The following is a 16,021-nucleotide window of genomic DNA, read 5'->3' as shown; positions in this document are numbered from 1 at the left end:
GATCGAATCCGTGCGATTTCAGGGCATGTCGCATCAGTCATCTGCGCGAATTGTCCGTATTGTTACTCACTAGATCGTGATCATTCGCTAAAGCCGGGCACGGATGATGCCGAAGGTGTCAGTGACCCTTTCCGAACGCGGAACACTCCGACCGCCCCCATCGGGGTTCCGTCCGCCACTCCCCGCAGGAGGCCTGGTGTCGGTCCTTCTTGAGCACCCCGCAAACGTGGTCGCCTACCGTCCGACGAAGCCCACCGCCATGGTGGTCATCGCGGACCCGCGCGTCCGAAACACCGTCACCCGGCACCTCTGGGCCCTGGGTGTCCGCGACGTCATCGAGGTCTCCTCGATCGCCGAGGCCCGCCCGCGGGTCGCCACCCCCGCGACATCTGCATCGCGGACGTCCACCTGCCCGACGGTTCCGGGCTGACGATCCTGGCCGAGACCCGCGCCGCGGGCTGGCCCAACGGCCTGGCCCTCTCCGCCGCCGACGACATCGGCGCGGTCCGCTCCGCGCTGGCCGGCGGCGTGAAGGGCTACGTGGTCACCGGCACCCGCACCAACCTCGCGATGCCGGGCCGCCCCGGCATGCCGCTCGGCGCGGCCCACCTGGCCGGCCGGATGCGTCGCCCCGGCATGCCGGGCGTTCCCGGCGCCACCGGCGCGGTCGGTGCCCCCGGCGCGCCCGGCGCCCCCGGGGCACCGGGTGCGCAGCCGACCGCGTACCGGGAGCTGTCGGGCCGTGAGGTCGAGGTGCTGCGGCTGGTGGCGGAGGGCCAGTCGAACAAGGCGATCGGCGTGGCCATGGGCCTGTCCGCGCTGACCGTCAAGAGCCACCTGGCCCGGATCGCCCGCAAGCTGGGCACCGGCGACCGGGCGGGCATGGTCGCCGTCGCACTGCGTACGGGGATCATCCACTGACCCGCGCGCCGGCGCGGAGCGGTACCGGCGGCCCGGAGGAACGTTCCTCCGGGCCGCCGCCCCGTGCCCGGCCGAACGGGGCCGCGAAGTCCGGCCGCTCGCGGGCGCCCCGCGGGCGGACCCCGGTCTGACCAGTCCGACAACACTCCCGGCCGCGGACGCCGTCGTACCCTTGGGGGTGACCGACGCCGTAGCAGCCATCCCAGAAGAGACAGCCCCGGTCCCGCTCCTCGAACCGCGGGAGGGGCTGCCACCCGTCGTGGCCGACGAGGAGGCGCTCGCCGCCACGGTCGCCGCGTTCGCGGGAGGCAGCGGGCCGGTCGCCGTCGACGCCGAGCGGGCCTCCGGGTACCGCTACGGCCAGCGCGCCTACCTCATCCAACTGCGCCGCGCGGGCGCGGGCACCGCGCTGATCGACCCGATCGCCTGCCCCGACCTGAGCGCGCTCGGCGCGGCCCTGGCGGACACCGAGTGGGTCGTGCACGCCGCCACCCAGGACCTGCCCTGCCTCGCCGAGGTCGGCATGCGGCCGCAGCGGCTGTTCGACACCGAGCTGGCCGGCCGGCTCGCGGGCTTCCCCGGGTGGGCCTGGGCCCGATGACCGAGAACGTGCTCGGCCTCTCGCTCGCCAAGGAGCACTCCGCGGTCGACTGGTCGACCCGGCCGTTGCCCGAGCCCTGGCTGCGCTACGCCGCCCTGGACGTCGAGGTGCTGGTCGAGCTGCGCGACGCCCTGGAGCAGGAGCTGGAGGGGCAGGGCAAGCTCGGCTGGGCGCTGGAGGAGTTCGCGGCGCTCGCCGCCGCGCCGCTGCCCACCCCCGCGTCGACCCGTGGCGGCGCACGTCGCAGCTGCACAAGGTGCGCCGCCGCCGGCAGCTCGCCGCGGTGCGCGAGCTGTGGCAGACCCGCGACCGGATCGCCCGCGAGCGGGACGTGTCACCCGGTCGGGTGCTCCCCGACGCGGCAATCGTCAACGCGGCGCTCGCGATGCCGCTGAACGCCCCGGCGCTGGTCGCCGTCTCCGGTTTCGGCCCGCGGGTGAACCGCCGGCAGCTCGACCAGTGGCTGGCGGCCGTGCAGCGGGCGCGCGAACTGCCCGAGTCGCAGCTGCCGCCGGCGTCCGCCCCGCACGACGGCCCGCCGCCGCCGCGCGCCTGGGCCGAGAAGGACCCGGTGGCGGCCGCCCGGCTGTCGGCGGCCCGCGCCGCGGTCTCGGCCCTCGCCGAGGAGAAGAACCTGCCCGCCGAGAACCTGATCACCCCGGACCTCGTCCGGCGGGTCTCCTGGGAGCCGCCGGTGCAGGCGGACGCCGCGAACGTCGGGGCCGTGCTGCGAAGACTCGGCGCCCGGCAGTGGCAGACCGACCTGGTCGCCCCGGTGGTGGCCGCCGCCTTCACCAAGGGATCCGAGTCCGAGCCCGAGTCCCAGTCCTAGCCCTAGAGGCACTCGACCGACACGCAGGGGCGCGGGAGACCGCGCCCCTCGGCGGTTCCGGGTGCGTTCCCCGGACGTGGTGCGGGACACACCCGGTCCGGGGGTGGTGGGCACTGTCCAACGTAGTTACCGGCGGGTAGCATGGCCGTGAAGCAGAGCCGCTCCACCCGTGGGCCGGGGTCTGCGCCTAACGTCATGTCCCCTGGGAGGAGAGCCCCCGTGCCTCGTACCGCGAGGGACGTCGTCTTTGTCGACGGCGTCCGCACCCCGTTCGGCAAGGCCGGCCCGAAGGGCATCTACCACGAGACCCGCGCGGACGACCTGGTCGTCAAGTGCATCCGTGAGCTGGTGCGCCGCAACCCGAACCTGCCCGTCGAGCGCATCGACGAGGTCGCCATCGCGGCCACCACCCAGATCGGCGACCAGGGCCTGACCATCGGCCGCACCGCCGGCCTGCTCGCCGGCCTGCCGAAGTCCGTCCCGGGCTACGCGATCGACCGCATGTGCGCCGGCGCGATGACCGCCGTCACCACCACCGCGGGCGGCATCGCCTTCGGCGCCTACGACATCGTCGTGGCCGGTGGCGTCGAGCACATGGGCCGCCACCCGATGGGCGAGGGCGTCGACCCGAACCCGCGCTTCGTGTCGGAGAAGCTCGTCGACGAGTCCGCCCTGTTCATGGGCATGACCGCCGAGAACCTGCACGACCGCCTGCCGCACATCACCAAGGAGCGCTGCGACGCGTACGCGGTGCGCTCGCAGGAGAAGGCCGCCAAGGCGTACGCCAACGGCGACATCCAGCCGGACCTGGTGCCGATCGCGATCCGCAACACCAACCCCGAGGTCGGCGAGACCGGCTGGGGCCTGGCGACCACGGACGAGCCGATGCGCCCGGGCACCACCATGGAGTCGCTGGCGAACCTCAAGACCCCGTTCCGCCCGCACGGCAACATCACCGCGGGCAACGCGGCCGGCCTCAACGACGGCGCCACCGCCTCGCTGCTCGCCGCCGAGGACGTCGCCGAGGAGCTCGGCCTCCCGATCAAGATGCGCCTGGTCTCCTACGCCTTCGCCGGCGTGGAGCCCGAGGTCATGGGCATCGGCCCCGTCCCGGCGACCGAGAAGGCGCTGGCCAAGGCCGGTCTGACCATCGACGACATCGGCGCCTTCGAGATCAACGAGGCGTTCGCCGTCCAGGTGCTCTCGCTGCTCGACCACTACGGCATCGCCGACGACGACGAGCGCGTCAACCCGTACGGCGGCGCGATCGCCTACGGCCACCCGCTGGCCTCCACCGGCGTCCGCCTGATGACGCAGCTGGCGCGCCGCTTCGAGCAGCGCCCCGACGTCCGCTACGGCCTGACCACCATGTGCATCGGCTTCGGCATGGGCGGCACGGTCATCTGGGAGAACCCGCACTTCGAGGGTGGTAAGTGAGCATGAGCACCACTGAGCTGCTGAAGCGCGCGGCCGAGCTGTTCCCCGGCGAGGTCGTCACCACCGCGCACGTACGCCACCTCGACCTGCCGCAGCAGGCCGGCAGGCTGGCGCTGATCACCCTGGACAACGGCTTCGACCACACCAAGCCGACCACCTTCGGCCCGGGCTCGCTCGCAAAGCTCTCCGAGGCGCTGGACCAGGTCGAGGCCGAGGCCGCCGAGGGGAAGATCGCCGCCGTGGCGATCACCGGCAAGCCGTTCATCTTCGCGGTCGGCGCCGACCTCAAGGGTGTCGAGGTGCTCAAGGAGCACAGCGACGCGCTGGCCATCGGCAAGGGCGGCCACGACGTCTTCAAGCGGATCGCCGCGCTGCCCGTCCCCTCCTTCGCCTACTACAACGGCGCGGCGATGGGCGGCGGCGTCGAGGTCGGCCTGCACTGCACCTACCGCACGGTCAGCTCGGGCGTCCCGGCGTTCTCGCTGCCGGAGGTCTTCCTGGGCCTCGTCCCCGGCTGGGGCGGCTGCACCATCCTGCCGAACCTGATCGGCCCGGCGAAGGCCGTCAAGGTCATCGTCGAGAACTCGATGAGCCAGAACAAGCAGCTCAAGGGCGCCGAGGTGTTCGACCTCGGCATCGCGGACGCGATCTTCGAGCCGGCCGACTTCCTGGAGCAGTCGCTGCACTGGACGGCCGCCGTGCTGAAGGGCGACATCGCCGTCCAGCGCGAGGAGATCGACCGCGGCAAGGCCTGGGACGACGCCGTCGCCTGGGGCCGCCTGGTCGCCGACGCCAAGGTGCACGGCGCCGCGCCGGCCGCCTACAAGGCGCTGGACATCATCGCGCAGGTCAAGGACGAGGACCTGCAGGCCGGCTTCGACGCCGAGGACGCGGCCCTGGCCGACCTCATCATGAGCGGCGAGCTGCGCAGCGGCCTGTACGCCTTCAACCTGGTGCAGCGCCGGGCCAAGCGCCCGTTCGGCGCGCCGGACAAGTCGCTGGCCCGCCCGGTCTCCAAGGTCGGCGTGGTCGGCGCGGGCCTGATGGCCTCGCAGCTGGCGCTGCTGTTCGCCCGCCGCCTGGAGGTGCCGGTCGTGCTGACCGACATCGACCAGGAGCGCATCGACAAGGGCGTCGGCTACGTCCACGGCGAGATCGACAAGCTGCTCGCCAAGGGCCGGATCAATGGCGACAAGGCCAACCGCCTCAAGGGCCTGGTCTCCGGCCACATCGACAAGGCCATCGCCTTCGGCGACGCTGACTTCGTCATCGAGGCCGTGTTCGAGGAGATGGGCGTCAAGCAGAACGTCTTCGCCGAGCTGGAGGCGGTGGTCTCGCCGACCACCATCCTGGCGACCAACACCTCCTCGCTGTCGGTCACCGAGATGGCCTCCAAGCTGGAGCACCCGGAGCGGGTCGTCGGCTTCCACTTCTTCAACCCGGTCGCGATCCTCCCGCTGCTGGAGATCGTCCGCGCGGAGAAGACCGACGACGCGTCGCTGGCGACCGCCTTCGGTGTCGCCCGGAAGCTGAAGAAGACGGCCGTCCTGACCAAGGACGCCCCGGCGTTCGTGGTGAACCGGATCCTGCTGCGCTTCATGGACGCGATCCAGGGCGCCATCGACGAGGGCACCCCGATCGAGACCATCGAGAAGGCCGTGCTGCCGCTCGGCCTGCCGATGTCCCCGATCGTGCTGCTGGAGCTGGTCGGCCCGGCCATCGCCCTGCACGTGTCGGAGACCCTGGCCGCGGCCTTCCCGGAGCGCTACACCGTCTCCGAGAACCTGGGCAAGCTGGTCAAGGCCGGCAAGCGCGGCTTCTACGTCTGGCAGGACGGCCAGCAGGTGCTGGACCCGGAGGTCCTCGCCCTGCTGTCCTTCGGCGACACCGTGCTGACGGAGGAGCAGGTGCGCGAGCGCGCCCTGGCCGCCGTCGCGCAGGAGATCGGCCTGATGCTGGACGAGGGCGTCGTCGGCGAGGCGCAGGACATCGACCTGTGCATGATCACCGGCGCCGGCTGGCCCTTCCACCTGGGCGGCATCACGCCGTACCTGGACCGCGAGGGTGTCTCGGAGCGCGTCAACGGCAAGCGGTTCCTCGCCCCGGGCCTGGCCTCTGTGCCGGTCTGACGCATGGTGAGTGCCGAACGCCCCGCCGGTCCACCGGCGGGGCGTTCGCATGCCCCCGGTCCGGCGCGGGCCGGGAGCAGCGCCGGGGCGCGGGCAATCAGGTTGTAATCGAACCGTAAAGTGAACTGACAGAGAACATTCCGTTAACCCCATAGGATCATCGTTCGATCACCCTTTCCATCGAGATCGAGGGCCTCCACAACCATGCCGGTGCGTTTCCGGGCTGCCCAGGCCACCCAGCTCAAGCGCCGGGCCAACGCCACCAGGCTGCGCGGCCTCGCCGTGGCCCTGGGGATGACCGCCGCACTCGCCGGGCTCCTGCTCACCGCCCTGCGCCCCGAGCCCGTCCTCTTCGTCGTGGTCGGCATCGCCAGCTACCTGGCCGAGCTCTACCTGCACCTCAACGAACCGCTGATGATGCGTCGCCTCGGCCAGCTCCGGGCCGGCGTGACGCTGCGGAGCGTGCTGCGCACCGCCCTGCTCCTCGTCCTGATGGCCCGCATGGGCCTGACCGACGACGCGGCCTACCTGCAGGCCGCCGTGCTCGTCCCCGTCCTGCTGATCCTCCAGACCGCCTACTCGGCGGTCAGCGCCGGCATCCGCCGCAACCGGACGCTGCCCGTGGTCACCCGCAACATCCCGCTGGACGGGCTGCCCGTCAGCAACACGCCGCCGCTGCGGCTGCTGCGCAAGCCGGGCCAGCGCCTGCTCCACCAGGAACTGACCGTCCTCGTCGGCGCAGCGGTGGCGCTGGCCACCCAGGACCGCTTCTGGATCCCGGTCGGCCTGCTGGCCGCCGCGCTGTCCGCCCTGCTGACCACCGTCCAGCTGGTGCCCTCGCTGCGCCGGGCGCTGCGGTTCCCCTCCCGCGAGGCCGTGCTCGCGCACGTCGACCACTGGCTGGGCGACTACCGGCCCGACGTCGTCCTCTACTTCACCGGCTCCAAGGACTCCGCCTACCAGGGCAACATGTGGCTGGAGTCGCTCGCCGACCTGGCCCGTCGGGGCCACCGACCGATGGTGGTGATGCGCGAGCGGGGCCTGGTGCGCAGCCTCGACCCGACCACCGTCCCCGTGCTCTGCGTCCCGTCGGCGACCCACCTGATGAACATGGAGCTCGGCTCCGTCCGCCTGGCGCTCTACCCGGCCAACGTCGGGAAGAACATCCACTTCCTGCGGATCCCCAAGGTCACGCACGTCTTCATCGGCCACGGCGACAGCGACAAGCTCGCCAGCGTCAACCCGTTCAGCAAGGTCTACGACGAGGTGTGGGTGGCCGGGCGGGCCGGGCGCGACCGCTACGCCCTCGCCGACGTCGGCGTCCGCGACGACGAGATCGTCGAGGTCGGCCGGCCGCAGCTCGACGCGCTCACCACCCGCCCGGCCGTCACCACCGGGCCGATCCCGACCGTGCTCTACGCACCCACCTGGGAGGGCTGGACGGACGACCCGGGCAACACCTCGCTGCTGCTGGCCGGCGAGAACATCGTCCGCCGGCTGCTGGCGGGCGACGAGCCCGTCCGGGTCGTCTACAAGCCGCACCCGTTCACCGGCATCCGCGACCCCAAGGCCCGCGGCGTGCACGAGCGGATCCTCCGGATGATCGCCCGCGCCAACGAGACCCGCGCCGGCCAGGACCGCTGGCGGGAGGCGGCCGCCGCCGACGCCGCCGCCCGCGCCCACGCCCGGGCCGAGGAGCAGCGCCTCACCGAGGAGATCACCCGGATCCAGAGCGAACTGGCCGACGAGGAGCTGGACGACGCCCAGCTCTCCCGGGACAGCGGGCACCCCGACGGCCGGCTGAGCGCCCGGCTGGCCGAGGCCAGGGCCGCTCACGTGCGGGTCTACTGGCAGGCCCGGGGCGCCTGGGAGCACCTGGTGGTCGAGGCCGGCGGCCCGCACCTCTACGACTGCTTCGACCAGGCCGACCTGCTGATCAGCGACATCTCCAGCGTGGTCTCCGACTTCATCTGCACCCTCAAGCCGTACGTGCTGACCGACACCGCCGAGCTCGGCGTCGAGGAGTTCCGGGCCCAGAACACCGCCGCCCGGGCCGCCTACATCCTCGACTCCGGCGCCACCGGGATGCCGAAACTCGTCAGGATGCTGACCCGGCCGGAGATGGACGTCCTGCGCCCGCACCGGCTCGACCTGCGCGAGTACCTGCTCGGCCCGGGCAGCCAGGCCTCCGCCGAGCGGTTCGCCGAGGCCTCCCGGCTGGGGATCGCCCGCGCCGCCGGGAAGGCGGAGCCGCCCGCGGCCCCGGACGGGGCCGAGCACCTCCCGCTCGTCACCCAGGGCATGTGATACCCGCCCCTTTCCGGTTTCCGGCGCCCCCGCCCGGTGGTCACCCGCCACCGGCGTGCCCTCTCCCGTTCTTCTCGCCCGTGCTCCCCCCACGCGCCGCCCCGCAAGACAAGGACTCCCTGCCATGCGCCGTGCCCCCGCCGCCCCCTCACCGTCGCCGTCGTGCTCGCCGGCGGCTCCGGCCAGCGGATCGGCCTGTCGATCCCCAAGCAGCTGATCAAGATCGCCGGCAAGACGATCCTGGAGCACACGCTGGCCGTGTTCGACGACGCGGCCGGCATCGACGAGGTCGTGCTGATGATGCACCCCGGCTTCGTCGCCGAGGCCGAACAGGTCGTGGCCGCGGCCGGGCTGCGCCGCACCGTCCGGGTGGTCGCCGGCGGGGAGACCCGCAACGCCACCACCGAGCGGGCGATCGGCGTGGTGGCCGAGCTGGCGGACGGGCGCGACTGCAAGGTGCTGTTCCACGACGCGGTGCGCCCGCTGGTCTCGCACCGGATCATCCAGGACTGCGTGGAGGCGCTCGACACCTACCGCGCGGTCGACGTCGCCATCCCGTCCTCGGACACCATCGTGGTGACCACCACCAGCGGCATGGCCACCGGCGAGCACGAGATCATCACCGAGGTGCCGGACCGCGCCAGGCTCCGCCGCGGCCAGACCCCGCAGGCCTTCTGGCTGTCCACCATCCGCCGGGCCTACGAGCTGGCCGCGACGGACCCGCACTTCGCCGCCACGGACGACTGCTCGGTCGTGCTGCGCTACCTGCCCGACACCCCGATCCACGTGGTGGCCGGCGAGGAGCGCAACATGAAGGTCACCCAGCCGATCGACATCCACATTGCCGACAAGCTGTTCCAGCTCGCCACCAGCACGCTCGCCGAGCCGATCCACCCCGAGGACTACCGCGACCACCTGGCCGGCCGCACCATGGTCGTCCTCGGCGGGTCGTACGGCATCGGCGCCGACATCGCGGCCCTGGCCGAGGAGCACGGCGCGCGGGTGTTCAGCTTCAGCCGGAGCACGACCGGGACGGACGTGGCCGACCCGGCGAGCGTGCAGGCCGCGCTGGAGCGGGCGTACGCGGAGAGCGGGCGCATCGACTTCGTGGTCAACACCGCGGGCGTGCTGCGGATCGGCCGGCTGGCCGAGCTGTCCCCCACCGAGGTGGACGAGGCGCTGCGGGTGAACTTCATCGCCCCGGCGTCGATCGCCCGGGCCGCCCACCCGTACCTGGCGCGCACCGGCGGTCAGCTGCTGCTCTTCACCTCCAGCTCGTACACCCGCGGCCGGGCCGACTACAGCCTGTACTCCTCGGCCAAGGCCGCGGTGGTCAACCTCACTCAGGCGCTGGGCGACGAGTGGTCGGCGGACGGCGTGCGGATCAACTGCATCAACCCGGAGCGCACCCTGACGCCGATGCGCGTCCAGGCCTTCGGCGACGAGCCGCAGGGCTCGCTGCTCAGCAGCTCGGCGGTGGCTCGGGCCTCGCTCGACGTGCTGGTGTCGGACATCACCGGCCAGATCGTCGACGTGCGGCGGGAGTCGGTGCCCGCCCAGCAGCGGGTGCCGGCCGCGGCCGGCGTCTGAGCGCGGGGGAAATCCGCAGGTCGGGGAACCACCGGCGGTCCGGCGCAGTCACCCACTGCGGACAGCCGTGATCCGCATCCGCAGGAGGAGAGCATGACCGCACCGGGCCGCCCGGCCCCACTCGGGCGGCGGGGCTTCCTGCTCGGCGGCGCCGCCCTGCTGACCGCCGCCGGGTGCGCCCAGGCGCCGCCGGCCCCTCGGGGGACGGGCCCGCGCTTCGACCTGAGTGCCGGGGCGGTCAAGCGGCTGCGCGAGAAGCCGCTCTGGTACGGCACCCTCGCGCAGTCGTTCGCGTTCGACCGGGTCAACGGGCACCTGTACGTCACCCAGGCTGTGGAGGCCGGGGTGCGGCTGCCCGGCGACGCGCAGCCCGTGGCGACCGCCGAGGGGCACCACGGCGACCTCTGCGTCAACAAGCTCGACCTGGCGGGGAACCGGCTGGCGTTCATGCGGCTCAAGGGCTTCGGCCACGGCGTCGGCCTCGGGGTGGAGCCGGTCGGCGGGGACGTCTTCGTCTGGACGGAGGCGGACGTGAACCCCGCCTCCGGCTACGGCCGGGCGCTGGCCAGGACGCGGTTCACCCCCGGCGCCGTCCTCTCCGCCGCCGACACCGGGACGGTGACCGTGCACCGGCCCGTCCCCGGGTCGACGTCCAACCAGCCGGCGATCGACCCGACGACGGGCCGCCTCGCCGTCCGGCACCGCCGCGCGGGGCAGGCCCACTACCGCGTCTTCGACCTGGCGGACGCCGGGCTCGGCGCCTTCGACCGTCCGCTGGCCGACATCGCGGAGACCGACCTGGGCGACGGGGACGAGGACGTCTTCCAGGGCTTCGCCGTCATGGGCGACTTCCTCTACCGGCTGCTGGGCACCGCCTACACCCCCGACGCGGAGGACGACCCCGACGCCGGCGGCAACCCGAAGGACAGCCACGGCAACGCCTCGGTGTCCACCGTCGACCTGCGCAGCGGCCGGGTGCTCGACCGGGTGCGCACGGAGGCGGCCTGGACGCTGGACTGGCGTGAGCCGGAGGGCATCGCGGTGGATCCGCAGGGGCCCGCGCTCTGTCTGGGCTTCGGCGGCGGCCAGGGCCGGCCGTGGACGTTCACCGCCTACGAGAAGCGCGCCCTGGTCGGGGTCAGTGCTTCTTCAGCCGGTAGATGACCGTGTCGCCGGTGACGCCCACGACCTCGTAGTGGGTGTCCAGCAGGCTCTCGATCCGGGGGACGAGCACCGGCTGGTACGGGGCGGTGCCGGAGTCGTCCACGACGATCTCCGGGAGGCCCTTGGTGGCCAGCTCCTGGTCGAAGGTCTGCCAGGCGTCACTGACGCTGTACTGCTCGCCGACCTTCTGGCTGTCCTTGCCGCCGCTGTAGTTGGTCAGGAACCCGGCCGTCAGGTAGCGGCTGGCCGGACGGCGGTCGGCCAGCCAGTACAGCTCCGGATGCATGCCCCAGACGAGCACGGTGTCCTTCGGGGTGGTCTGCGCGGCGACCGCGGTGGCCACCTCGGTGGTCTGGGTGAGCTTCTGGCCGGGCCAGAACACCGCGAGCGACCAGAACACCGTGCAGGCGACCGCCGAGTAGGTGAGCACCGGCCGCCAGCGCACCGCCGAGGTGGAGACGGCGCCCACCCCGAGCAGCACCAGCGGCGGCATCAGCTGCAGGTAGTAGTGGCCGAAGAAGTGGAAGCCGACGCTGACCGCGACCAGCGAGGACAGCAGCCACACCCACAGATCGGTGGTGGAGCCGTGCTCCTCCCCCGCGGTCGGGACGAACACCCGCCGCCGGTGCAGCCACATCCGGCGGGCCAGCGGCACGACGAAGCCGAGGCCGGCCGCGAGCAGGATCGCCGAGTTGCCGAGCGCCCGGCCGGCCATCTGCAGCCAGGCGCCGCCCAGCGAGGCGTAGTCGCCGCTGCCGGTGACCACCCAGAACAGGAAGCCCTTCGGCTTGGTGAGGATCAGCGCGACCAGCGCTATCGGCAGCGCGAAGCCGAGGCCGATGGCGCCGAGCACCGGGGGCCAGCGCACGCCGCGCCGGCGGGCGTCCTGGAACAGCATCCACAGCACCGGCAGCAGCACCGCGCCGCCGGTCTGCTTGGTCAGCGAGCAGACCGCCACCGCGATGCCCGCGGCCAGCCAGCGGCGCCGCTCGGCGTACCGGAAGGCGGCCACCATCGCCGGCAGCATGAACACCTCGAAGGTGGCGGCCTGGGTGTCCTCCGGCGACAGGCCGATGGAGACCAGCAGGTAGAGCGCCCCGGCGGCGCCGCCCGCCCGGTTCCCCCAGCGGCCGCGGGCGATCGAGGCGAGCAGCACGGCGGTGAGCAGGTGGGCGCCGATCGCCAGGGTGCGCAGCGGCCAGAGCGAGCCGGAGCCGAACAGGGCGAAGCAGGCCTGGTAGAGCCAGGGCAGCAGCGGCGGCTTGCGGTCGACCACGGTGTCGTACAGGACGCCGCCGTCGGCGAGCATCCGGGCCTGGGTGGCCAGGTAGCCCTCGTCGGGGCTCCAGACCGGCCGCAGGAAGGACGGGAGGTGGGTGAGGGCGGCCAGCAGCGCCAGCACCGGCACCAGCCTGCTCCAGTAGCCCGTCCGGATCCGCGCCGCGAGGCGGGCGGTCGGAGCGGCCTGCGGGCTGCTGGTCGGGGTGGGCACGGGTGACAACCTACCTGGCGGTCGTCACAGCGGCACCGCTGGTACCGGTATCCGTACGACGATCGGCCGGTTCGCGCCGGTGCGGGCGGCACCGGGTTCGGTCGGGTGGGCGGCGTGCGCGAGGCCCGGGTGCGTGCGCGCACCCGGGCCCCGTGCGGACGGTCAGGCCTGGACGGGCTGGGCGTCGAGGCGGGCCACCAGGGCGGTCACCTGGCGGGCGACGTCCGGGGCGGTGAGCCCGATCTCGGCGAGGATCTCCTCGCGCTTGGCGTGGTCCAGGAACTCCTGCGGGATGCCGAAGTCGCGCAGCGGCAGGTCCACGTCGGCGTCGCGCAGCGCCTGGGCGATCGCGGAGCCGACGCCGCCGGCGCGGCCGTTGTCCTCGACGGTGACGACCACCCGGTGCTCGGCAGCGAGGCCGGGCAGGGCCTTGTCGACCGGCTTGACCCAGCGCGGGTCGACGACGGTGGAGGTGATGCCCTGGGCGCCGAGCAGGTCGGCGGCCTCCAGGCAGAGCGGTGCCATCGCGCCGACCGAGACGATGAGGACGTCGGCGCGGCGGTCGCCGTGCTCGTGCGAGGTGTTCTCGCGCAGCACGTCCATGCCGCCGATCCGGCCGAGGGCCGGGACGGCCGGGCCGACACTGCCCTTGGAGTAGCGGACGACGGTGGGCGCGTCGTGGACCTCGACGGCCTCGCGCAGCTGGGCGCGGACCTGGTCGGCGTCGCGCGGGGCGGCGAGCCGCAGGCCGGGGACGGTCTGCAGGATCGACATGTCCCACATGCCGTTGTGGGAGGCGCCGTCGGTGCCGGTGACGCCGGCCCGGTCGAGGACGAAGGTGACGCCGAGGCGGTGCAGGGCGACGTCCATCAGGACCTGGTCGTAGGCCCGGTTGAGGAAGGTCGCGTAGACCGCGACGACCGGGTGCAGGCCGTTGGTGGCCAGGCCGGCGGCGGAGACCGCGGCGTGCTGCTCGGCGATGCCGACGTCGAAGGTGCGCTCCGGGAAGGCCTTGGCGAACGGGGCGAGGCCGACCGGGTGCAGCATCGCGGCGGTGATCGCCACGATGTCCTTGCGCTCGCGGCCGAGCGCCACCATCTCCTCGCCGAAGACGGACGTCCAGTCCTTGCCGGAGGTCTTCACCGGCAGGCCGGTGTCCGGGTGGATGACGCCGACGGCGTGGAAGCGGTCCTCTTCGTTGTTCTCCGCGGCGTGGTAGCCGCGGCCCTTCTCGGTGATGCAGTGCACGATCACCGGGCCGCCGAAGCCGCGGGCCTTGGTGAGCGCGGACTCCAGCGCCACCAGGTCGTGGCCGTCGATCGGGCCGATGTACTTGAGGCCGAGGTCCTCGAACATGCCCTGCGGGGCGATGAAGTCCTTGAGGCCCTTCTTGGCGCCGTGCAGGGTGTCGAAGAGCGACTGGCCGACGACGGGGGTGCGCTGCAGGGCGTCCTTGCCCCACGACAGGAACCGCTCGTAGCCCTGGGTGGTGCGCAGGGTGGAGAGGTGGTTGGCGAGGCCGCCGATGGTCGGGGAGTAGGAGCGCTCGTTGTCGTTGACGACGATGACGACCGGCAGGTCCCGGGCGTCGGCGATGTTGTTGAGCGCCTCCCAGGCCATGCCGCCGGTGAGCGCGCCGTCGCCGATCACGGCGACGACCGGGCGGTCCCGGTGGCCCTGGATCTTGTTGGCCTTGGCCAGGCCGTCGGCGTAGCCGAGCACGGTGGAGGCGTGCGAGTTCTCGATCACGTCGTGCTCGGACTCGGCGCGCGAGGGGTAGCCGGACAGGCCGCCCTTCATCTTCAGGCGGCTGAAGTCCTGGCGGCCGGTGAGCAGCTTGTGGACGTAGCTCTGGTGGCCGGTGTCGAAGAGGATCCGGTCGCGCGGGGAGTCGAAGACGCGGTGCAGGGCGAGGGTGAGCTCGACCACGCCGAGGTTGGGGCCGAGGTGGCCGCCCGTCTTCGAGACCTCTTCGACCAGGAAGCCGCGGATCTCCTCGGCCAGGTCGGCCAGCTGCGCCGGGGTGAGCCGGTCGAGATCACGCGGTCCCCTAATGCGGGTCAGCAGGGCCACCCGTTCCTCCTCGTTCACAGTTCCCGGGCCAGGGCAGGCCCGCCGGGCTTCGGCGCCCGTGGTGCCGGGCGCCCTCGACATCGGTTGTCGGAGTACCCCGGCTGGTCGAGTCTAATGTCCGACTGCCGGACACCGTGCGGCGCATGGGCCACATCGGGGACGCCCCACCCAGGACACGACGAGGCCCGGCACCCTTTCGGTTCGGGTGCCGAGCCTCACATCGGGGTCGGGCGTGTCGTCAGCCGCGGCCGGAGGACTTCTGGGTCCGGCGGGAGACGGAGTCGAGCACGACGGCGCCGAGCAGCACCGCGCCGGTGATCATGTACTGGATGGCCTGGTTGACGTGCACCAGGTCGAGGCCGGTGATGATCGACTGGATGACCAGGATGCCCAGCAGGGCGGACCAGGTCTTGCCGCGGCCGCCGAAGAGGCTGGTGCCGCCGATGACGGCCGCCGCGATGGAGTTCATCAGGACGTTGCCGCTGCCGAGCAGCTTGTCGGCGGAGCCCTGCTGGGAGGCGATGAACAGGCCGCCGAGGGCCGCCATGCCGGCCGAGATCATGAAGACCGAGATCCGCACCCAGGCGACGTTGATGCCGGCGCGGCGGGCCGCCTCGACGCTGCCGCCGACCGCGAAGATCTGCCGGCCGTAGGAGGTGCGGCGGAGCACGAAGTCGGTGATGACGACGACCGAGAGGAAGATCACCAGGGGCAGCGGCAGGCCGCGGTCCTGGTTCAGCATGTAAGCGGCGACCAGGCCGATGACGGCGAGCACGCCGGTGCGCAGGGCGATCTCGCTCATCGGGCGGGCCGGCAGGCCGGCGTCGCCGCGACGCTTGGCGTCCAGGAACTGGCCGGCGCCGAAGAGTGCGATGCCGAGGACGGCGAACGCCCAGGTGAAGGCGACGTCGCCGTCACCCAGGAAGTAGGTGTCGAGGTTGGCGAGCACACCGTCGTTCAGGACGTTGACGGTGCCCTTGTCGCCGAGCACGGACATCTGCAGGCCGCTCCAGGCGAGCAGGCCGGCCAGGGTGACCACGAAGGCCGGGACGCCGATCTTGGCGAAGAAGAAGCCGTGCAGGGCGCCGATGGCGACCGCGGCGGCGATCGCGATCAGGCAGGCCAGCCACTCGTTGACGCCGGAGCGCACCGAGAGGACGGCGGCTATCGCGGCGGACACGCCCGCGACCGAGCCGAGCGACAGGTCGATCTCGCCGAGCAGCAGCACGAAGACGATGCCGACGGCGATGAGGCCCGGGCCGGCGATCCACTTGGTGATGTTGGTGACGTTGTCGGCGTTGAGGAAGTCGCCGGTGACGCTCTGGAAGATGATGCCGATCAGGATCAGGCCGAGCACGACCGGGACGGAACCCAGGTCGCCGCTCTTCATCTTCCGCTTGAACTCCGCGAGGTAACCGGCGAAACCGGCCTCACGGACGAGCAGGCGGGGGTCGACCGCGGGGGCGAGGGGGCCT

General features: G+C 72.5%; 8 protein-coding genes and 2 pseudogenes. 7 read left to right on the top strand and 3 right to left on the bottom strand.

The window, feature by feature from the left end; all coding sequences use genetic code 11:
* Positions 1 to 196 precede the first annotated feature (196 nt).
* The 7 genes and pseudogenes from ABEB13_RS28130 (at position 197) to ABEB13_RS28100 (ending at position 10,981) form a co-directional block, all read left to right on the top strand.
* Positions 197 to 921: pseudogene (locus tag ABEB13_RS28130) on the top strand (LuxR C-terminal-related transcriptional regulator).
* A gap of 178 nt (positions 922 to 1,099) precedes the next feature.
* Positions 1,100 to 2,354 (top strand): annotated as a pseudogene (locus ABEB13_RS28125) (HRDC domain-containing protein).
* A 219-nt stretch (positions 2,355 to 2,573) separates the two neighbouring features.
* On the top strand, positions 2,574 to 3,791 hold the full coding sequence (locus ABEB13_RS28120) for a thiolase family protein (RefSeq protein WP_100888197.1): 1,218 nt from the start codon (positions 2,574 to 2,576) through the stop codon (positions 3,789 to 3,791).
* 2 nt (positions 3,792 to 3,793) lie between these two features.
* Complete coding sequence (locus ABEB13_RS28115) at positions 3,794 to 5,920, top strand: 3-hydroxyacyl-CoA dehydrogenase NAD-binding domain-containing protein (RefSeq protein WP_345707676.1); 2,127 nt, start codon at positions 3,794 to 3,796, stop codon at positions 5,918 to 5,920.
* Positions 5,921 to 6,130: 210 nt separating this feature from the next.
* On the top strand, positions 6,131 to 8,227 hold the full coding sequence (locus tag ABEB13_RS28110) for a hypothetical protein (RefSeq protein ID WP_345707675.1): 2,097 nt from the start codon (positions 6,131 to 6,133) through the stop codon (positions 8,225 to 8,227).
* 162 nt (positions 8,228 to 8,389) lie between these two features.
* Positions 8,390 to 9,817 carry an SDR family NAD(P)-dependent oxidoreductase gene (locus tag ABEB13_RS28105; protein ID WP_345707674.1) on the top strand — a complete coding sequence of 476 codons (1,428 nt, stop codon included), beginning with the start codon at positions 8,390 to 8,392 and terminating at the stop codon, positions 9,815 to 9,817.
* Positions 9,818 to 9,910: 93 nt separating this feature from the next.
* Positions 9,911 to 10,981 (top strand): phage baseplate protein, encoded by a 1,071-nt coding sequence (locus tag ABEB13_RS28100; RefSeq protein WP_345707673.1) that lies wholly within the window; start codon positions 9,911 to 9,913, stop codon positions 10,979 to 10,981.
* On the opposite strand, the gene ABEB13_RS28095 is transcribed toward ABEB13_RS28100, so the two are convergent.
* The 3 genes from ABEB13_RS28095 to ABEB13_RS28085 form a co-directional block, all read right to left on the bottom strand.
* Positions 10,956 to 12,473, bottom strand: coding sequence for an ArnT family glycosyltransferase (locus ABEB13_RS28095; RefSeq protein WP_345707672.1), 1,518 nt, complete (start codon positions 12,471 to 12,473; stop codon positions 10,956 to 10,958). The genes ABEB13_RS28100 and ABEB13_RS28095 overlap by 26 nt on opposite strands.
* A gap of 162 nt (positions 12,474 to 12,635) precedes the next feature.
* Positions 12,636 to 14,546, bottom strand: a complete 1,911-nt coding sequence (gene dxs / locus ABEB13_RS28090; RefSeq protein WP_345707671.1) for a 1-deoxy-D-xylulose-5-phosphate synthase — start codon at positions 14,544 to 14,546, stop codon at positions 12,636 to 12,638.
* 238 nt (positions 14,547 to 14,784) lie between these two features.
* Positions 14,785 to 15,990 carry a sugar ABC transporter permease gene (locus ABEB13_RS28085; protein WP_345709852.1) on the bottom strand — a complete coding sequence of 402 codons (1,206 nt, stop codon included), beginning with the start codon at positions 15,988 to 15,990 and terminating at the stop codon, positions 14,785 to 14,787.
* Positions 15,991 to 16,021 lie beyond the last annotated feature (31 nt).

This window comes from Kitasatospora paranensis (genome assembly GCF_039544005.1).
GTDB lineage: Bacteria > Actinomycetota > Actinomycetes > Streptomycetales > Streptomycetaceae > Kitasatospora > Kitasatospora paranensis.
The sequence above is the reverse complement of the archived record's forward strand: the minus strand, read 5'-3'. Positions and strand labels throughout refer to the sequence as shown.